This window comes from Steroidobacter agaridevorans, from assembly GCF_009932555.1.
Lineage (GTDB): Bacteria > Pseudomonadota > Gammaproteobacteria > Steroidobacterales > Steroidobacteraceae > Steroidobacter > Steroidobacter agaridevorans.
Map to the genome: position 1 here is coordinate 288236 of NZ_BLJO01000003.1, position 18645 is coordinate 306880.

At 62.6% G+C, this 18645-nt stretch carries 17 protein-coding genes; 13 read left to right on the plus strand and 4 right to left on the minus strand.

Going from position 1 to position 18645, the window contains the following annotated elements; all coding sequences use genetic code 11:
* The first annotated feature begins 8 nt into the window (after window positions 1–8).
* Genes GYH35_RS12250 through GYH35_RS12260 form a run of 3 tightly spaced genes read left to right on the plus strand, consistent with a single transcriptional unit; the run spans window position 9 to window position 3456 of the window.
* Window positions 9–1178 (plus strand): acyl-CoA dehydrogenase family protein, encoded by a 1170-nt coding sequence (locus tag GYH35_RS12250; RefSeq protein ID WP_161812111.1) that lies wholly within the window; start codon window positions 9–11, stop codon window positions 1176–1178.
* Window positions 1175–2365 carry a CaiB/BaiF CoA transferase family protein gene (locus GYH35_RS12255; protein ID WP_161812112.1) on the plus strand — a complete coding sequence of 397 codons (1191 nt, stop codon included), beginning with the start codon at window positions 1175–1177 and terminating at the stop codon, window positions 2363–2365. The genes GYH35_RS12250 and GYH35_RS12255 overlap by 4 nt, the downstream gene beginning before the upstream one ends.
* A 5-nt stretch (window positions 2366–2370) precedes the next feature.
* A complete protein-coding gene (locus GYH35_RS12260) occupies window positions 2371–3456 on the plus strand; it encodes a CaiB/BaiF CoA transferase family protein (RefSeq protein ID WP_161828540.1) in 1086 nt (361 codons plus the stop codon).
* A gap of 1 nt (window position 3457) precedes the next feature.
* On the opposite strand, the gene GYH35_RS12265 is transcribed toward GYH35_RS12260, so the two are convergent.
* The gene (locus GYH35_RS12265) at window positions 3458–4216 is read right to left on the minus strand and encodes a GntR family transcriptional regulator (protein ID WP_202624270.1); all 759 of its coding nucleotides are present in this window, start codon (window positions 4214–4216) and stop codon (window positions 3458–3460) included.
* Between the two features lie 44 nt (window positions 4217–4260).
* Here GYH35_RS12265 and GYH35_RS12270 point away from each other — a divergent pair, with 44 nt between their 5' ends.
* From GYH35_RS12270 to GYH35_RS12315, 10 genes are read left to right on the plus strand one after another with little or no spacing between them, the layout of a single operon-like run.
* On the plus strand, window positions 4261–5505 hold the full coding sequence (locus GYH35_RS12270) for an MmgE/PrpD family protein (protein WP_161812114.1): 1245 nt from the start codon (window positions 4261–4263) through the stop codon (window positions 5503–5505).
* Window positions 5502–6803 (plus strand): MmgE/PrpD family protein, encoded by a 1302-nt coding sequence (locus tag GYH35_RS12275; protein ID WP_161828541.1) that lies wholly within the window; start codon window positions 5502–5504, stop codon window positions 6801–6803. Before GYH35_RS12270 ends, GYH35_RS12275 begins: the two co-directional genes overlap by 4 nt.
* 3 nt (window positions 6804–6806) lie before the next feature.
* Window positions 6807–8180, plus strand: a complete 1374-nt coding sequence (locus GYH35_RS12280) for a phenylacetate--CoA ligase family protein (RefSeq protein ID WP_161828542.1) — start codon at window positions 6807–6809, stop codon at window positions 8178–8180.
* Window positions 8177–9490 (plus strand): amidase, encoded by a 1314-nt coding sequence (locus GYH35_RS12285; RefSeq protein WP_161828543.1) that lies wholly within the window; start codon window positions 8177–8179, stop codon window positions 9488–9490. The genes GYH35_RS12280 and GYH35_RS12285 overlap by 4 nt, the downstream gene beginning before the upstream one ends.
* 16 nt (window positions 9491–9506) lie before the next feature.
* Window positions 9507–9812 (plus strand): REDY-like protein HapK, encoded by a 306-nt coding sequence (locus GYH35_RS12290; protein WP_161812118.1) that lies wholly within the window; start codon window positions 9507–9509, stop codon window positions 9810–9812.
* Window positions 9812–10645 carry an SDR family NAD(P)-dependent oxidoreductase gene (locus GYH35_RS12295; protein ID WP_161828544.1) on the plus strand — a complete coding sequence of 278 codons (834 nt, stop codon included), beginning with the start codon at window positions 9812–9814 and terminating at the stop codon, window positions 10643–10645. The genes GYH35_RS12290 and GYH35_RS12295 overlap by 1 nt, the downstream gene beginning before the upstream one ends.
* Complete coding sequence (locus GYH35_RS12300; RefSeq protein WP_161828545.1) at window positions 10645–11511, plus strand: polysaccharide deacetylase family protein; 867 nt, start codon at window positions 10645–10647, stop codon at window positions 11509–11511. The genes GYH35_RS12295 and GYH35_RS12300 overlap by 1 nt, the downstream gene beginning before the upstream one ends.
* Window positions 11508–12272, plus strand: coding sequence for an enoyl-CoA hydratase/isomerase family protein (locus GYH35_RS12305; RefSeq protein ID WP_161828546.1), 765 nt, complete (start codon window positions 11508–11510; stop codon window positions 12270–12272). Before GYH35_RS12300 ends, GYH35_RS12305 begins: the two co-directional genes overlap by 4 nt.
* Window positions 12269–13174, plus strand: coding sequence for a VOC family protein (locus GYH35_RS12310; RefSeq protein WP_161812122.1), 906 nt, complete (start codon window positions 12269–12271; stop codon window positions 13172–13174). The genes GYH35_RS12305 and GYH35_RS12310 overlap by 4 nt, the downstream gene beginning before the upstream one ends.
* Before the next feature lie 30 nt (window positions 13175–13204).
* Window positions 13205–14218, plus strand: a complete 1014-nt coding sequence (locus GYH35_RS12315) for an MDR family NADP-dependent oxidoreductase (protein WP_161812123.1) — start codon at window positions 13205–13207, stop codon at window positions 14216–14218.
* Here the strand turns inward: GYH35_RS12315 and GYH35_RS12320 are convergent.
* The 3 genes from GYH35_RS12320 to GYH35_RS12330 form a co-directional block, all read right to left on the minus strand.
* Window positions 14215–14784: a hypothetical protein gene (locus GYH35_RS12320; protein ID WP_161812124.1), complete on the minus strand. Its 570-nt coding sequence runs from the start codon at window positions 14782–14784 to the stop codon at window positions 14215–14217. The genes GYH35_RS12315 and GYH35_RS12320 overlap by 4 nt on opposite strands.
* A gap of 130 nt (window positions 14785–14914) precedes the next feature.
* Entirely contained in the window at window positions 14915–15829 is a 915-nt protein-coding gene (locus tag GYH35_RS12325) for an alpha/beta hydrolase (protein ID WP_161828547.1), read from the minus strand.
* 5 nt (window positions 15830–15834) lie between these two features.
* Entirely contained in the window at window positions 15835–18480 is a 2646-nt protein-coding gene (locus GYH35_RS12330; RefSeq protein ID WP_161828548.1) for a TonB-dependent receptor plug domain-containing protein, read from the minus strand.
* Window positions 18481–18645 lie beyond the last annotated feature (165 nt).

Here is an 18645-nt window from a genome sequence, read left to right on the forward strand (position 1 = left end):
TCTCATAAGTGTCAGCACATTCGCAACGGCGCATCGACGCGTCCGCGGAACAGGCTCTGCTCGAGGCGATCGACCGCTGGGTCGAGCGCGAGGTGCGCCCGGTCGTGATGCATCACGACCATAACGACATCTGGCCGGCCGAGCTGGTCGAGCAGATGAAAGAGATGGGGCTGTTCGGCGCCACCATCGGCCAGGATTACGAGGGGCTGGGCCTGCCGGCGACCACGTACGCGAAGATCATCGCCAAGATCTCTTCCTACTGGATGGCGATCACCGGCATCGTCAACTCGCATCTGATCATGGCCGCGGCGGTCGAGCGCTTCGGCACGGAAGATCAGAAGCAGCAATGGCTGCCGAAATTTGCTTCCGGCGAGATTCGCGGCGGTCTGGCGTTGACCGAGCCCGATGCGGGCACCGATTTGCAGGCCATTCGCACGACCGCAGTTCGCGACGGCGATGATTACATCATCAATGGCACCAAGACCTGGATCACCAACGGCATCCAGGGCAGCTGCTTCGCCGTGCTGGTCAAGACCGATCCGAAGGCTGAGCCGCGTTACAACGGCATGAGCTTTTTCGTTTGCCCCAAGGGCCCGGGCTTCAGCGTCGGCAAGAAGTTCGACAAGCTCGGTTACAAGGCCATCGATAGCGCCGAGCTGGTGTTCGAGAACTATCGGGTGCCGGCGGCGAATCTGATCGGCGGCAAAGAGGGGCAGGGTTTCTTCCAGGCCACCGGCGGTTTGGAGCTCGGCCGCATCAACGTCGCCGCTCGCGGCGTCGGCTTGGCGGAAGGCTCGCTGCGTCTCGCGACGGCTTATGCGCAGGTGAGAAAGACCATGGGCAAGCCGATTGCCCAGCATCAGGCCATCCAGCTCAAGTTGGGCGAGATGGTGACGCGCGCCGAGGCGGCTCGTTTGCTCGTGACCAACGCGGCTGAAGCCTACGATCGCGGCGAACGCTGCGACATGGAAGCGGGCATGGCGAAGTACTTTGCTTCCGAAGCCGCGGTCCGCAACTCCGAAGAGGCCATGCGCATCTTCGGCGGCTACAGCTACTCCAAGGAATACGAGATCGAGCGCTTCTACCGGGACGCGCTGCTCATGTGCATCGGCGAGGGCACCAACGAAATGCAACGGATGATCATCGCCAAGCAGTGGCTGAAGAGGAACCCGGCATGAAGCCTTTGCCGCTCGCAGGTTTTCGTATTCTCTCCGCCGAGCAGTATGGCGCGGGCCCTTATGGCACGCAGTTCCTGGCGCAGCTCGGCGCCGAGGTCATCAAGATCGAGTCGCCCGGCGAAGGCGACACTGCCCGTGCGGTCGGTCCGCACTATCTGCGGGAGAACGAGAGCCTGTATTTTCAGAGCTTCAATCTCAACAAACGCTCGCTGACGCTCGATCTCGGCAGCCCCGAGGGCAAGGCCATCCTGCATCGGCTGGCGGCGCAGAGCCACGCGTTGGTCAATAATCTGCGCGGCGATCTGCCGAAGAAGATCGGTTTGACCTACGATGACCTGAAAGACGTCAACCCGGCGCTGGTTTGCGCGCACCTGTCCGCCTATGGACGCGACAACGAGCGCACGCGCTGGCCGGGCTATGACTATTTGATGCAGGCGGAAGCGGGGTTCCTGTCGTTGACCGGCGAGCCGGCGGCGCCGCCGACTCGCTTTGGGTTGTCGATGGTGGACTTCATGACGGGCGCTCAGATGGCGATCGGTTTGCTCGCGTCGTTGCTCGATGCTCAGCGCACGGGGCAGGGGCGCGACGTGGACGTCGATCTGCTGTCGGTCGCGGTTCATCAAACCAGCTATCCGGCCATGTGGTACTTGAATGAAGGCGACGTGATTCCTCGTACGCCGCGTTCCGCGCATCCGTCGGTCACGCCGAGCCAGATGTTCCGCACCTCCGATGGCTGGGTGTTCGTGATGGCGCAGCTGCCGAAGTTCTGGCGCGCGCTGGTGGAAAAGATCGGGCAGCCCGAGCTGGCGCGCGATCCGCGCTTCGTCACGCCGGCCGATCGGCTGACGCATCGTGACGAGCTGACAGCGATTCTCGATGACGTGTTCAAGCAGCAGCCGACGTCGCATTGGGTAAAGCTGCTCTGCGGCCACATGCCCGTTGCACCGGTGTTGTCGCTCGACCAGGCGCTGGACAATCCGCATTTGCGTAACATCGGCATGATCGACACGGTCGCGCATCCCGATCGCCCCGAGCTGCGCGTGCTGGCGAGCCCGATCCGGCTCGATGGCAAGCGCTTGCCGAATCGCGCCGGGCCGCTGCTGGGGGCGGACACCGACGCCGTGCTGGCCGAAGCGGGCTACAGCGGGGCGGAAATTGCAGCGTTCAAGAACCGAGGCATCGTCTGAAATCCATGGGCAAGCTCACCGGCCTCAAAGTCGTCGACCTGTCGCAGTTCCTGCCGGGCCCGATGCTGTCGGTGATGATGGCCGACCAGGGAGCGGAGGTCATCAAGGTCGAGCCGCCGGCGGGCGATCCGGCGCGCGCGCAGGCGCCGTTCGAAGCCGGCCAGTCGGTGTGGTTTCGCAATCTGAATCGAGGCAAGCACAGTGTTGCGCTCGATTTGAAATCGCCCCAGGGAGTCGAAGCGCTGTGGTCGCTGATCGATGGCGCCGACGTGTTCGTCGAAGGCTTCCGTCCAGGCGTGATGAAGCGGCTTGGCTTCGGCTATGAAGCGGTGTCGGCGCGCAATCCGCGCATCGTTTACTGCTCCATCTCCGCATTCGGGCAGACGGGCGAGATGGCGCATCACGCGGCTCACGACCTCGCGGTCCAGGCGCTCAGCGGTTTTATTTCAGTGAACGACGGTGTGGACGGAACGCCCGTCGTTCCGGGGGCGCCGTCCGCAGATATGGCTGCGGCCCTTACCGGGTTGTCGGCAGTGCTCATGGCGTTGCTGGGTCGAGAGAAGAGTGGGCGCGGCGACTATCTCGATATCGCGATGTTCGATTCGTTGTTGCCGTGGTGTTCGCACATCGTCGGTACTGCGATGGCCGGCGGTGAGCCGCCGCGTTCCAGCAATCAGCGATCGCTCGGCGGCGCGGCGTTCTACAATGTTTATGAAACATCCGACGGCCGTCACATCGTGCTCGGCGGACGCGAGCCGAAATTCGCCGCGAATCTGCTCAATGCGCTGGGCCGGCCCGATTTGATTCCGCTGGCGACCGAGCCACCGGGGCTGGCGCAAGTGCCGCTGGTCGATTTCTTACGGCAAACGTTTCGAACGCGTTCGCGCGATGCGTGGATCGAGTGGTTCGCCGACAAGGATGTGGCGTTCGCGCCGGTGCTGGATTTTCGCGAGGCGTTCGCGCAACCGCATCTGGCGGAGCGCGGCCTGGTCGCCAACGCCGATGGCGCTCATCACATCGCACCGGCGATTCGTTTCTCGGGCGAGCCGGCCTGGAGCCCGCGGCCGGCGCCGGAGCTCGGCGATGGCTGAGTTATTTTTCCAGGTCGATATGCATCGAGTACACGAAGCGATCGGCGGGGTGGTAGCTCGAGGAGATCTCGAACAGCCGGTCGTTGGCGCCCATGTAACAACGCAAGATGTGCAGGCACGGCGTCTTCCGCGGAATACCCAGCTCGGCCGCCACTTGATTGCTCACCGCCACGGCTTTGATGTTCTGGGTGACGTGCGTCATTTTCACACGCGCCAGCTTTTCGAGCTGAGAGAAGATCGCCAGGCCATTCGGCTTGATCTTCTCGACCACGCTCTGGAAGTCGGGATGGATGTACGCATCTGTCAGCGCGATAGGCTCCGGCTGACCGGGGCGCGTACGCAAGCCGCGAAAATGAAACCAACGCTCCTCGGACGGTGCGCCCACGTTCGCCGCGATGTCTTTCGGCAACTCGGTCATGCCCAGCGGTGTGAACGCCGACTTGGTGTCGCGGGCGTATTGAAGAATTTCCCGAACGCTCGACAGTTGATACAACGAGCCGCCACGAGCGGTCGCGGGCTGAATCGTGGTGCCCGAGCCGCGCGTGCGCTCGATCAAACCCTCGAGCTGCAGGGAGCGCAACGCTTCGCGCACCGTGTAACGGCTGACACCGTAGCGCTCGCAGAGCACGCTTTCGGTCGGGAACTGATCCAGGTCCCGGTAATCGCCGCGCAAAACGCCTTCACGCAGCTCGGCCGCGATCTGCTGATATTTCGGTTTGCGAACCGCGCTGCGCGTCGATCTTTTGATCTTTGCTGCCAAGCCAGGGCCTCCATTTGGCAATTGTCGGTGGAGAGCCACCTGCAATGAATAGTAGCAAGCTTAGCGAAACCGAGCGCCTGGCGGAGCGACTTCTGCAGCCCATTGATGCGTCGGTGCGCCGGCGGGCCCGCCTGCATTTGCTCGATTGGCTGGGGTGTGTGGCCGGGGCGCGAGCGTCGGCGGTCGGAAAAATCCAGAGAAACACGCAGTCGGCCGCGCCTGTTCAAGCCGCCGCATGGCTTGGAAACGTGTTGGAAATGGATGACGTGCATCGCGCCGCGCTGCTGCATCCCGGGCCGGTGATCTGGCCAACCGTGTTGGAAGTGGGCGCCGATGCGCTGGATTCCGTGCTGGACACGGCGATTCGTGGTTACGAGGCCATGATCGCCGTGGGCTCGATGTTCGATGCGCGCCACTATTCTTATTGGCACAACACCGCGACGGCCGGATTTTTCGGCGCCTCGGCGGCCGCGGCCTGTTTGGCCGGGGCCGATCGTGACCAGATCGTCTCGGCGCTGGGCCTGGCCGGCTCAGTGGCGGGCGGGCTCTGGCAAATGCGACACGAGCCGGTCATGGCGAAACAATGGCATCTGGCGCATGCCATGGCGACCGGCGTCGCCGCCGCTCGTCAGGCGCGCAATGGCGTGACCGGGCCGCGTTTCATTCTGGAAGGTCCGCAGGGCTTGCTCGCCGCCACCTGCGTGCAGCCCAAGCCGCTCGATCTGAGTGGCGCATGGAAGATTGAAGCCGTTAGTTTCAAGCCTTGGGGCGCTTGCCGGCATGCGCACCCAGCGATCGACGCTGCCCTGGAGCTCAAGAGCCGAGGACTCCTGACTGGGCGTGTCACCGTCAGTACCTACCGCGACGCCTTGGTGTTCTGCAATCGTTTGAATCCGGCCGGCGTGCTCGAAGCCAAGTTCTCACTACAACACGCCGTCGCCATCGTGATGAAGCGGGGCACGCCGCGCCTCAGCGATTTCGAGCCCGGCGCCATCGAGGAACTGGCCGAGCTTCGCAAGCTGGTGACGGTCGAGGAATCGCCTGAAATGACGGCCGCGTATCCGGACCATTTCGGCGCGCGTGTCACGTCGGAGTCGGGCGAGATCACGTTGCGCGATACGCTCGGCGATCCGGAGCGGCCATTGAGCGAACTTGGCGTTGTGAACAAAGTCCGCGAGTTGATGGAGTGGGGCGGACTGGCGCCGGCTGCCATCGATGACATCGTCCGCACGGTGTTCGAGACCCGCCAGGTTCGTGACATCACAGCAGTCGTGAGGAGTCTGGTGTGAGCGCCACGCGCAAATTGCTGGATTTCGCCCGAGCCCCGCACACGCTGCCTCCGGAAGCTCACGAGGCAACGCTACGGTTGCTTGCCGATACGTTGGCCGTTGGAGCGGCTGGATCGACAGCGCCCGGCGCCTCCGGCGTGCTCACTGCGGCGCGTGGTTGGGGAGCCGGCAACGACGCACGCGTGTTGGCGAGCGGCGTGCGTTTGCCAGCGGCGAGCGCGGCCTTCGTCAATGCATTTCAGATTCATTGTTTGGAATGGGACGCCGTGCATGAGCCTGCGGTCGTGCATGCGTTGTCCACTGTCACTGCCGCCTTGCTGGCAGCGATCGATCGTCGCGGCGGTTGTGATCGGGACGCGGCGCTCACCGCGCTGGCGGTCGGCGTCGATATCGCGAGTGGGCTCGGCATCGCGGCGACCAGTCCGCTGCGTTTCTTCCGGCCAGCAACGGCGGGATGTATCGGCGCGGCTCTCGCGGTAGCGCGCATCGAAGGCATCGAGAATGTCGACGACGTGCTCGGTCTCGCATACTCACAATGCGCCGGTACGATGCAGGCGCATGTGGAAGGGTCGATCGCGTTGCCGCTGCAGATTGCGGGCGCGGCTCGGGCGGCCATTGCGGCCGTCGATTTGGTGAAGGCGGGCCTGACGGGGCCGCACGATGTGCTCGAAGGGCCTTTCGGTTACTTCAAGTTGATCGATGACGGCGACCTCGCCACCTACACGAACACGATAGGCTCGGTGTGGCGCATTGCTGAAGTCAGCGTCAAGCCGTTTCCGAGCGGGCGTGCGAGCCACGGCGTGCTCTCGACGCTCGACGCGCTCCGTCGCGACGGGAGTGTCGATGTGAATTCGGTGGCGCGCATCGAAGCTTTCGTCCCGACACTCGTCCATCGACTCGTCGGTCGGCCGCTGCAGCCAACGATGACATCAGCGTACGCACGCCTGTGTCTGCCTCTGCTCAGCGCGCTCATGCTCAGCGACGGTCGGATCGATCCGCGTCGTTTCACGGCGGAAACGTTCTCGGATCCGAACATCATGGCGCTGGCGTCCAAGCTCGAGATCACGCGCGACGCCAATCCGAATCCCAATGCGTTGGCGCCTCAGCGCATCGTCGTCCATCGAACCGATGGCACGAAGATCGAGCGGGACGTGCCGAATGTTTTAGGGCACCCGGCCGCGCCGATGAGCGCTGCGCAGGTGGATGCGAAACGCGGTCTTTGTCGCGAGCTGGCAGGTGGCGGTCTCGACGATGCGTTGTTTCTGGATCCGCTGTCCTTTTTCTCTCATGCGGAGTGATGCATGACGTTTCCCTCGTACTTCGAAGCATTCGATGCCCGGCAGATGCTCGAGGACTATCCCATCGGCGACGCCTTCGTCGCGCGTTACACGGCGATGAGCCGCGATGAGCTGCGTTCGCTGCAGAATCAGCGCTTCCTGCGGTTGATGAAGCGCGGCTGGCAGATTCCGTTCTATCGGCGCTTGTGGAGCGCCAAGGGCATCGAGCCCGGTGATATCCGCAGCCTCGAAGACATCGTCAAGCTGCCCGTTTACGACAAGAGCGACTTGATGAAGTCGATTGCCGAGCATCCGCCCTACGGCGATTTCGCCGGTGTCGGCGGAGCCGAGCGTTCGCCGGTGATTTTTCACACGACCTCAGGCACGACGGGGCGTCCGCAGGCGCTGCTGTTCGGTCCGAAAGGCCGCGAGGTCACGAATCTGCTCGTGGGACGCATGTATCGTTGGCAAGGACTGAAGCCCGAGGACGTGGTGCAGTCCGTGTATGGGCACGGCATGATCAACGGCGGTCACTACATCCGCGAGGCCGTCACGCATTTCACGAACTCGATCTTCCTGTCCGCCGGCACCGGCATCGAAACCCGTTCGGCGAATCAGGTCGCGCTGATGGCCGACTTCAACGTGTCCGTGCTGGTCGGGTTCATCGATTACATTCGTAAGCTCGCGGAAGTGGCGCGCGCCGAAGGTGTGCTGGACAAGATCAACATTCGCATGATCTGCGGCCATCTCGGTACGGAAGATCGTTCGGGTGTCGAGCAGGCGTGGAACGGCGCGAAGGCGTTCGACTGGTACGGCGTCGGCGACACCGGATCGATTGCAGGTGAAGGTCCCGAGCGCGACGGCCTCTATGTTTGGGAAGACGCGCAATATCTGGAACTGCTCGATGTCGATACCGGCGTGCCCGTCGGACGAGGCGAGGTCGGCGACATGGTCGTCACGACACTGTTCAAAGACGACATCGCGCCTTGCATCCGGTTCAACACGCATGACATCACGCACGAGCTGACCGGTACGAATCAGACCGGCATGGTGTTCAGTCGTATCGCCGGCTTCAAAGGCCGCAGCGACAACATGGTCAAGCTGCGCGGCATCAACGTGTTCCCGCATGCCATCGGCGCGTTGATCGAGAATCGCAGCGATCTCACGGGCGAGTACGTCTGCCGCCTGACGCGAGATCCGGGCACGATGCGCGATGACATGGTCGTCGTGCTCGAAAGCCGCGGCAACACGGATGCGGAACAACTTGCCGGCGTGTTACGGCGGGGGTTGGGCGTCGAAGTGGTGATAAAGCTGGTGGGCGCCGGCGAGACCGCGTCGCTGACCCAGATCGACGTGCGTCAAAAACCGATTCGACTGATCGACGAGCGCAAGTCGTGAGCGATTGGCGGAAAGTCAGCATCGAGAGTCTGCGAGCAGCTTATGCCGCCGGCGAGACGACGCCTGCGCAAGTGATCGCGAGCCATCTCGATCGGATCGATCGCCTTGCTTCGCTGAAAGCTTTTATCGAGGTCGATCGAGAGCGCGCGTTGTCGGATGCCGCTGCGAGCGTCGAACGTATCCAGAAAGGGCAGGCGCGATCGCTCGAAGGCGTGCCGGTCGCGATCAAGGCGAACATCGCGGTCCAAGGGCTCGAATGGAACGCGGGCATGGAACTGCGACGAGGCGTTGTCGCAGATCGCGACGCGCACGTCGTCGCGAAGTTGAAGGACGCCGGCGCCATCGTGCTCGGCACGCTGAACATGCACGAGGCGGCGCTCGGTGCCACCACCGACAATCCGTGGTTCGGCCGGGCCCTGAATCCTCATCGCGACGGCCACACGCCTGGCGGCTCATCCGGTGGCAGTGGTGCAGCTGTCGCTGCTGGCTTATGTGTCGCTTCGCTCGGCACCGATACGCTCGGTTCGGTTCGCATCCCAGCGGCCTACAACGGCGTGTATGGGATCAAACCCACAACGGGGCTGATGTCATCCGCGGGGCTCGTGCCTTTGAGCGAACGTTTCGATTGCATCGGACCGCTCGCGCGCTCGCTGGATGATCTGAACGCGGTGCTCCGCGTGTTGATGGATGTTTCGCCCGCCGTTGAGCCGAAGCGTCTGTTGCTCCTCGATGGCTTGGTGGACGCATCCAAGTGCGAGCCGGCTGTGATTGCTGGATACGAGAAGGCACGTCAACTGCTGGCGAGTCGGCCGGCCGCAAGCATCGAACTTGCAGACGATGCGTTGGCCATACGCTCTGCCGGGTTCATCGTCGCCGTTCGCGAGCTGATCGAACATCTTGGGGAGACGCGCCGAGAGCGCGCAGAAGTTCTGTCGGCGGAATTGAAGTTCATGCTGGGCTACGTAGAAGATCGTTCGGACGCGCAGTGCGCGGACGCTCAGGCCGTGCTCGAACGTACGCGAAACGTTCTTCGCGAAAGCATCGGGACAGATGGTGTGCTGTTACTGCCCACTGCGCCTCAAGCTGCCTTCGAGCACACGTCCAGACCGCCGGTCAGCCAATCCAATTTCACCGCGCTTGCGAGCATCGCGGGCCTGCCGGCGATCAGCGTTCCAGCGGGATTGAATGAGCACGGCCTGCCTGTCGCTGTTCAGCTCGTCGGCGCTCCGGGCAACGAAGCCGGATTGATCGCGGTCGCGCGAGAACTGGATACCGGCCTGCGCGGCTATAGGCCTCCACCTATCAACTAGAAAGCGAGGGACTCCCATGCGAATCGTCGTTCTATTCAATCTCAAGCCGGGTACGGACGTGGCGGCTTATGAGAAGTGGGCGCGGACCACGGATATTCCTGGCGTGCGCGCGTTGCGCTCGGTTGCGGACTTCCAGGTTTATCGCACGACCGGAGTGCTCGGCACCGACGCCAAGCCGCCGTACTCCTATATAGAGGTGATCGACGTGGCGGACATGAACGCGTTCGGCGCGGACGTGGGCAGCGAGGCCGTGCAGAAGGTCGCCGCGCAGTTCCAGCAGTTTGCGGACAATCCTCAATTCATTCTGACGCAGGCACTCTAATGCGGCGCTTTGAAAACAAAACCGTGGTCGTCACCGGCTCCGGTCGCGACAAAGGCCTCGGCCAGGCCATCCTGCAACGCTTCGCCGACGAGGGCGCGAACTGCGTCGTTTCCGACCTGGGCGCGCCCGCTCAGCACATGGGCGCAGGCGACATCGGCACGACGGCGGAGATGGAAAAGATTGCGAGCGAGCTACGTCAGCGTGGCGCCAGGGTCGCCACCATTCCCTGCGACGTGCGTTCCGAGCAGAGCTGCGAAGCACTGGCTCAGAAAGCGGTCGAAGCATTTGGATCGCTCGACATCTGGGTGAACAACGCGGGCATTGGCTACATCATGAAGCCGCTGCTGGAAACCACTGCTAGCGAATGGGACGCAGTGCTCGGCGTGAACCTGTCCGGCGCGTTCTTCGGCACGAAGGCCGCGGCGCGCGTGATGATCAAGCAGGGGCGGGGCGGACGCATCATCAATATCGCGAGCCAGGCTGCGAAGTCCGGCTTTCCTCACATGGCGCCGTACACCAGCTCCAAGCACGGCATGGTCGGTCTGACTCGATCCACGGCTATCGAGCTGGGCACCCACGGCATTACCGTCAACGCGGTGTGTCCGAATCACGTGACGACCGGCCTCGGCGCCAAACAGAACGAGTACTTCTCGAAGCTGCTCGGCTTCCCGAGCGTCGAGGCTTACATCGAGAACATGAAGCGCAAAAATCCGCTCGGCCGGCCGGGGTTCGCGAGCGACACCGCGGCGGCCTGCGCGTGGCTCGCTTCCGACGATGCCGTGTATGTGACGGGCGAATCGCTCAATGTTTCCGGCGGCGAGGAGATGCACTGATGCAGGAAGAACGCATCGAGTGGCCGAATGGCGCGAAGCTCGCGCTGTCGATCGTCGTCAACGTCGAAGAAGGGTCGGAGATGACGGTCGCCCGCGGCGACAAGGGCATGGAGCCGGTCGACGAGTTGGGCATTCATCTCAAACTGCCCATCCGCAACTATGGCAACGAGTCGAATTATCTCTACGGCATCAAGGCCGGCGCGCCGCGCATCGTCAAGTTGCTGCGCAACTATGGTGTGAAGGCGAGCTGGACGGTTGCGGCGCTCAGCCTCGAGAACCATCCCGAGATCGCAAAGGCCATTGCCGAGCTCGGCCATGAGCCGGTCAGTCACGGCTGGCGCTGGATTCATCAGTTCAAGATGAATGAGGCCGACGAGCGTGAGTTCATCCGCAAAGCCGTGGCTTCGATTCAAAAGACCGTGGGCGTGCGACCGATGGGCTGGCTCAGCCGCTATCTGCATACGGACAACACTCGCCGACTGTTGATCGAGGAAGGCTTCAGCTATCACATGGACGATTACTCCGGTGACGTGCCGTTCTGGGATCGCACCACCGTGCCGGGCAAGCCCATCGCGATCGTGCCGTATCAGCTCGACACCAACGACATGAAGATGTGGATCGATCCCGCCATGTCGCCGACCCAGTGGCTCGACTATGCCAGGCAATGCTTCGACCAGCTGTATCGCGAAGGCGAGGCCGGCTTTCCGAAGATGATGTCGCTCGGCCTGCATCTGCGCATCATCGGCCGGCCGGGTCGCATCTGGGCGCTCGAAGAGTTCCTGAAGTACGCGACGGCGAAGCGCGACGTGTGGATCACGACGCGACAGGAGATCGCCCAGCACTTCGCGAAGGTGAGCCCGCCGTGACGGTGCGACTCGAAAAGCAGGGAGCGATTGCCCGGCTCGTCATCGACCGAGCCGCGAAGCGTAATGCGATCACGCAGGCGATGTGGGACCTGTTTCCATCGCTGCTCGACGAGGCGATGAAGGACGCTGCCATCAAGGTCGTGATCCTGCAGTCCGCGGTGGATGGCGTGTTCTCCGCCGGCGCTGACATTTCCGAGTTCGCGACGGGAGCGCTCGATCCGGCGTGGCAGAAGATGAACCAGGCGGCGATCCGCAAGGTTCAGTACGAGCTGGCGCGTGCGCCGAAGCCCGTGATCGCACTCATCGACGGCGATTGCGTCGGCGGTGGCTGCGGCCTGGCCATCGCATGTGACATTCGCGTCGCCAGCTCGCGGGCACGATTCGGCATCACGCCGGCGAAGCTGGGACTGGTGTACTCGCTGCACGATACGAAACTGCTGGTCGATCTGGTGGGACAGGGGCAGGCCAAGCGCATGCTGTTCTCCGGTCAGCTGCTCGACGCGGCCGAGGCGCATCGCATCGGACTGGTGGAGATTCTGAGCGAGAACGCGGCCGGTGAAGCAGATCAGCTTGCCGACGTGATTGCGAGCAACTCGCCACAAGCGATCCGCGCGATCAAGGGCATCGTCCGTCGGATTCTCGATGGGCAACCGGATGACGATGCATCCACCCAGCAAGTGTTCTCGGCCGCGTTCGGCAGCGAGGACTTTGCCGAGGGCGTGGCGGCTTTTCTTGCCAAGCGCAAAGCGCAATTCAAATGAGCAACTATTTGACTCACGGCCGCATCGTGGGCGGCGTCGTCACCACGCCGGATCTCGATGCCGCCCTGGCCGACTATCACGAGCGCTTGGGGCTCGAGCTCGTCGATCATGGTCCGCTTACGGCGGATCTCGCGGCGAGTTGGGGTTGTCCGCGCAGCGCCGGCGCGAAGATGGCGACGCTGCAGCCGAAGAGCGGCGCGCATTGTTTCATTCGTCTGGTCGAAGCGCCGTTGCCGGCGGATTTTCACCCGACGCGCACTTACGGGTGGGCGGCCTATGAGCTGACGGTTCAAGAAGTCTTCGGCTGGCCCGGACGATTGCAAGGCAGCGGCTTCGACGTTGTCGGTCCGCCGAAGGCGCTCGAGGGCTTGCCGTATTTCATTCCGATGCAGGTGCTGGGGCGCGGTCGGGAAATGATTTATTTGAATGAAGTCGCGGAGAACACGCCGACTTCGGATTTGCCCAAGGCCAACTCGCTGACAGATCACATCTTCATCGTGATCCTTGCGACTCCAAACCGCGACGCGACGGTGCAGTGGTATGAGCACCTGCTGCAGCTGGATGTGGGCAGCAGCTACACGCTCGCATACTCGATGATCAACAACGCCTTCGGTCTGCCGAAGGATCATCGCAGCACCATCACGATGGTGCAGAAGGGGCGCTTGCCGATCGTCGAAGTCGATGATTATCCGGAAAGCGCGACGGTTCGATCCGGACCGGAGGGCACGCTGCCGGCAGCGAATGCCCTGGTCACGCTCGCGGTGAACGACCTCGACGCACTGCCGCTGGAATATATCGAAGCGCCCGTGCATCGCTCGGGGCCGGTATATGGCGGGCGTCGCGCGGCGACAGTTCGAGGCCCCGCAGGGGAGCTGCTCGAGCTGCTCGAGATCGGTCGCTAAACGCCACGACACTTATCACGAAGGTCAGCCATGTCCGCCGGAAATCAGGAAGTCGTACTTCGTCACTCACCGCAGGCTCGGCCGGTTGCGGCGGACTTCGCGTTAGTCGAGCGGCCCGTGCCGGCCGCAGCGCCACGCGGTGGGCTGCGTGTGCGTGTTATCGCGTTGTCGCTCGATCCGTATCTCGGCTCCCGAATGCGTGGCAAGCACATGGGTGAACCGGCGCCTGCGCCAGGTGCTTCGCTGCCGGGCTCGGCAGTTGCTGAAGTGCTCGATTCGGATCACCCGGACTTTGCGCGTGGCGACTATGTCGTCGCGGAGACCGGTTGGACGAACATTGCCGCGATTCCTGCGAGTGGCGCTCGGAAAGTCGATCCGACGCTACCGTTAACGGCGCATCTCGGCGTGCTTGGCATGCCGGGTCTGTCGGCTTGGGTGGGTATCACTCAACTGGCGAAAGCCAAAGAAGGCGATGTGCTTACTGTCGATGCCGCTGCTGGAACCGTGGGCGGCGTGGCAGGGCAGATCGTGCGTGCGCTGGGTGGACGAGCCATTGGCATTGCCGGTGGGCCGGAGAAATGCGCGCTCGTCACGCAACGCTACCGCTTCGATGCCTGCATCGACTATCGCACCGAGAACTGGGCGGCCGCACTCAAGCAAGCGGTCGGCGAAGGCTCGACCATTCATTTCGAAAACGTCGGACTCGCGGTTTACGAGAAGGCGTTTCCGCTGCTACGTTTGTATGGACGCGTCGTTCTATGCGGCCTGGCCGACCATTACCACTCGGATGGGCCGCCCGCTGCATATCCGCTCGGCGCGGTGATGGGCAAGCGTGCGACGGTCATGGGCATGGTCGTCTATGACTATTTCAACCGACATCCCGAATGGGTGCAGCTCGGCTCGCGTTGGCTGCGTGAGGACAAGCTCGTTCAAGTCGATGACATTTCCGACGGACTGGCCAGCGCACCCGCGCAGTTCGAGCGCATGGTGCGCGGCCAGCATCTCGGCAAGGCGTTGGTCCGCATCGGCCCGGACAAGGCCTAGTCCGCGGTCTGCTTGTTACAAGTCACGAGCTTGTTCCAATCGGCGAAGTAGCCGTCCGGGTTGTGCTCCCACGCCCATACGTGCAACTCATAAAACGCGGGCAATCCGTAACGATTCGGCTCGCCGACAAAATTCATCAAGTGGCCGTCGACGGACGGCGGTTCGCCGTTCGGATGTTTGTCGGCCCAATCGTCCGCGATCACGATGAACTCCACGCCGACCAGGCGCGTGTCGCCACCCGACAGCGGTTCGTAGATCAACAATTCAGGCTCGTCGCCCTTGACCTCGCCGTCGCCGATGCGCGCCGGCAACCCGAAGTGCACGCCCATGGCGCCGAAGTTCGGGCCACTGACACAGGTTGTCGCTGCGACCCAGCCCTGGTTGAGCGCGACGTTCAAATTCTTGAACTGCTCTGTCGCTCGTTTCACTTTCTCGACGAGCGGCGCGGAGCCGCTGCTGGTCAAGGCGCGATCCGCATTGTCGGTCGCAGGCTGGTCGGCCGCCGAGGCCAGCAGCGGCAAACCCATAAGCGCGCCGACGAGTAATGGACGCTGAAACGTAATCATGGGGGCTCTCCTCGAATGGAGCGCCGACGATAGAACTGCGCGCTTGTGATTTATAGGGTGGACTTACCTATATTGGGAATGCCCTTTGTACGCTGATGTTCATCTCTTGCAGGTCGTCGGTATTTCCTTTTCATTCCAATGCGCGTTGTTGGACTTTCCAATCGGCATTGACGCATAGCGAGCAGCGCTCGCCGACGAACATTCCTTTGCTGGCCGCCGATTCGTCACCGAGCAGTTGCCACTTGATCCACGCGACGGCGACTTCGCCGAAGGGGCCGCCGTTGTCTTCCGAATAGGTGCCGTAGTGGCCGATCGCTGGGCGCACGGCGTGGAAGACAGGGATGGCGGCGGGCATCGTTTCGAAGTCACGGAGTCCGTTCGGATGTGCGACGTCTCGAGGGCCGCCGGTGACGATCAGGACGGAACTGTGCAGCGAGGCGAAGATGGGCGCGTTGGGCTCGAGCAGGCCGCTGTTCCAGATGCCGACGGTGGTGACACGCTTGTCGCTGGAAGCCCCGTACGCCATGAGGCCACCGCAGGACATGCCCATGACGGCGACTTTGCTCATGTCGAGCTTGTCGAAGTAACGACTGGTTTGTTCCTTGTTGCGCGCTTCGATCCAGTCGAGCGCGGCGATGAGAGGAGTGCCGTCGAGCTTTAGCGAGCTGGGACTGGGACGAGCAGTGGGTTCCGTACGCTGCCCGGGTGGAATGCGTTTCTCGGCAATGGGCGGGCCGTCGGCAATGATCACGACGCCGTGCGAGGCGATTTCGGCGAGAAACTCAGCGAAGAGCAGACCGGATTTCTTGCAGGCGCCGTTCGCCCACGCCATGACGGGATGTTTGATCGCACCCAGTTTGGCGGGGCGGTAGATGGTGTGGGTCGAGAGCGATGGATCGTGCTCAACGACCACGCCGTATTCGCCGGAGGGTGGCTTGCCGATCAGGTCGGCATCGATGGTTTTCACGTTCGCCGTATCGCTGGCCGCCGCGGTTGCGGCAAGGAGAGCAATTGAAGTCGATGCAAGCAGAACTCTGATGCTCATGAGATTCACCACGTTTTGCGAACGCTCACCGCGAACAACCGTCCGATCGGGCTCGTCGACTGCGGATCATATCCACCGGAGATATTCACAAACGGCGGATCCTCATCCGCGAGGTTCTGCACATCCAACGAAAGCGACAGTCCCTCCGACACCTGCGACAGCTCATATCCAACGTGCAGATCCACTGTCTTGTACGCGTCGATACTGCGAGGAACCGTAACGCCAACCTGATCGTACGAGCTCACATAGTTGACAAACGCCACCGCGCTGAATTCATTCCGCCGCCAGCCGAGTTCGGCGCGGCCGCGGAAGCGTTGGGGGAAGTTGAGGGTGCTGACGACGTCCACTTGGGGCGCGCCGGGAGCCTGGGAGGTGGTGAGCTCGGTGAAGTAGGAACCGTTGAAGCCCGCGCTCAGTTGACCGCCGGCCAGGTCCCAGTCGTAGTTGATGGCTGCATCGATGCCGTTCGCAATCGTTTGACCCAGGTTCTGCCGACGGCCGTCCTGGATATAAGTCACCGTCGCCGGATTGATGGAGGAGTTGATCGGCAAGCCTGACGCAAGCAGCGCCGCCACTTGATCCGCCGTCGGATTGAGAATGCGATAGGGCGCGTAGATCGGGTTGGTCAGCAGCCCCGAGGTGCCGCGAAGCCCGATGATCTGATTCTCATAGTCGATGCTGAAGTAAGTGAGTGACGCACGCAGGTCAGGCAGCGCTTGCGGCGTATATTCGAAGCCGGCGGACCAGGTCGTCGCCTCTTCAGCTTTCACGTCCGGATTGCCACCCGCGATGCCGATGCCTTGGCAAGTCGTTGCGGGCGGACGGTGATTGCAGGGCAGGGTGTCACCATACAAACCATAGCCGCCCGAGCGCGGATCGTTCTCGGCGAGACCGGGTGCGCGGAAGGAAGTCCCCCAGCTACCTCGGACGGCGATGTCCGAGAACGGACGCCAGGTCACGCCGATTTTTGGATTGAAGGTGTCGCCGAAGTCGCTGTACTCCTCGTAGCGTCCGGCGAGCGAAACACCCAGTTCCTGGCCGCTGCTGGAGTTGGCGCCGATGATCGGCACATAGGCTTCGGCGAACACGGCGCTCACGTCTCGAGAGATTTTGCTCGGCACGTACACAGGCGCCACAGCGGAACCTTGATTGAGCAGGCCGTTCAATCCCTCGTCTCGATACTCGCCGCCCAGAGCCAGACGCACATCGCCGCCAGGCAACGACCACACAGGACCATCGGCTTGCACGGCCACCACCGTCATGTCGGTGTCGCCCTGGATAATGAACATACCATTGCGGATCGCCGCGACCGTGGCGGGATTGGAAATGCCACCACCGCCGAAGGGATTGAACGCGAGCGCGGGGTCAGTGATAGCGAGCGCAGCGTTGATGCCTCCAGGCGTGGTGTTCAGATTCTGGGTCCGGCGCACGAAGTCTTCGCTCTTGCCGTGCGCGACGTAAGTTTCCGCTTGCCAGGTAGTGGAGATATTGAAGCGCGCGCCGAACACGGCTTCCCACGACTCAGCCTCACCGGGATTCTCCGGAATGCCGCCGTCGTTCGCAAAGTCATACTGAACGGTGATGGGGCCAGTGCCGCCGGTGGGATTGACGTAGTACGGGTTCGCACGCGTCACTGTGAGATTGGAGACGACTTGTGAATCCTGCAAAGAGAAGCTGCGCTGAGAGAAGTAACCCTCGGCGAACAAGGTGACCGCATCGCCCAGGTCTTGCGTGACCGCGACGAACGCGCTGGTGCGTCTCAAATCGGCGAGGATGTCGCCGCGCTTCAGGTTGTCGCAGAGATTTCGCGTGTTGGGCGTGAACGAGGCGGGCGTCAGTCCCGTCCCCGTTGAGTTGGCAGGAATGGCGTAGGGAACACCGCCAACCAGAATGGTGCCGGGGGCGCATTGTTGTGAGCGCAGATCGTCGCCACCGAAGCGCCGCAGGTCGGAGGTGTAGAAATCCCTGTCTTTGCCTTCGAGCGCGCTGTGATAAGTGTGCTCGATAGCCGCCATTGCATGGCCCGTGCTCCAGCCGAAGCCGCCAATCTGCGCGACGGACCAATCGTAGTAGTCATCGGCCGCACCGTAGCGTGCCCAACTTTCCGCACCGGTGAAATCGCGTCTCGGCACGAGGTTCACCACGCCGGTGACCGCATCGGAGCCATAGATCGCAGAACCGCCGTCAGCGACGACTTCGAGGCGCTCGACGGCGATCGATGGAATGACCGACGCATCTGTGAACTGACCTTGCGTTCCGGCCGGAGGCATGCGGCGTCCGCCGAGCAGAAGCAGCGTTGCATTCGAACCGATGCCACGCAGATTCACAGCGACGCCGCGAGTTGCGTTCGCAGCGCCGTTCTGCGCGCCCGATGCCGTTTCAGAAGCACCGAGGCCGACGATCTGCGGCAGCTTTCTGATCAAGTCACTCGTCGTCGGTGCGCCGGTTTCGACGATGACCTCGCGATCCAAAGCGATCACGGCGGAGCCAGTCGGCTCCACGCCGCGAATACGACTGCCTGTGACGACAACTTCATTCAAGCCTTCACTGTTTGCCGCCTGCTCCTGCGCGAATGCGCGCGGTGCGCTGAACGACGCTGCAGTGAGCGCCAGAACGATCGCGTGACGAAGTGTCGAAGCGTGACTCGCCATGTATCCCCCGAATCATCGTTGTGTGTTCGTATCGAGCGCGAGAAGTAATAGCACAAAGAAATTTATTTTGTCTCTGTTGTCTTGACGAACCGGACGCTGAAGAAAACAATCGTCGCGCCGCGAGGCTTGTGGCGTCGAGCCATATGAAGTTCTTATGAAGCCATC

Coding starts and splice junctions, on each gene's coding strand:
- GYH35_RS12280 (WP_161828542.1), top strand. CDS start 6,807: ATGACGTTTCCCTCGTACTTCGAAGCATTCGATGCCCGGCAGATGCTC.
- GYH35_RS12320 (WP_161812124.1), bottom strand. CDS start 14,784: ATGATTACGTTTCAGCGTCCATTACTCGTCGGCGCGCTTATGGGTTTG.
- GYH35_RS12310 (WP_161812122.1), top strand. CDS start 12,269: ATGAGCAACTATTTGACTCACGGCCGCATCGTGGGCGGCGTCGTCACC.
- GYH35_RS12290 (WP_161812118.1), top strand. CDS start 9,507: ATGCGAATCGTCGTTCTATTCAATCTCAAGCCGGGTACGGACGTGGCG.
- GYH35_RS12315 (WP_161812123.1), top strand. CDS start 13,205: ATGTCCGCCGGAAATCAGGAAGTCGTACTTCGTCACTCACCGCAGGCT.
- GYH35_RS12255 (WP_161812112.1), top strand. CDS start 1,175: ATGAAGCCTTTGCCGCTCGCAGGTTTTCGTATTCTCTCCGCCGAGCAG.
- GYH35_RS12295 (WP_161828544.1), top strand. CDS start 9,812: ATGCGGCGCTTTGAAAACAAAACCGTGGTCGTCACCGGCTCCGGTCGC.
- GYH35_RS12270 (WP_161812114.1), top strand. CDS start 4,261: ATGAATAGTAGCAAGCTTAGCGAAACCGAGCGCCTGGCGGAGCGACTT.
- GYH35_RS12300 (WP_161828545.1), top strand. CDS start 10,645: ATGCAGGAAGAACGCATCGAGTGGCCGAATGGCGCGAAGCTCGCGCTG.
- GYH35_RS12325 (WP_161828547.1), bottom strand. CDS start 15,829: ATGAGCATCAGAGTTCTGCTTGCATCGACTTCAATTGCTCTCCTTGCC.
- GYH35_RS12330 (WP_161828548.1), bottom strand. CDS start 18,480: ATGGCGAGTCACGCTTCGACACTTCGTCACGCGATCGTTCTGGCGCTC.
- GYH35_RS12260 (WP_161828540.1), top strand. CDS start 2,371: ATGGGCAAGCTCACCGGCCTCAAAGTCGTCGACCTGTCGCAGTTCCTG.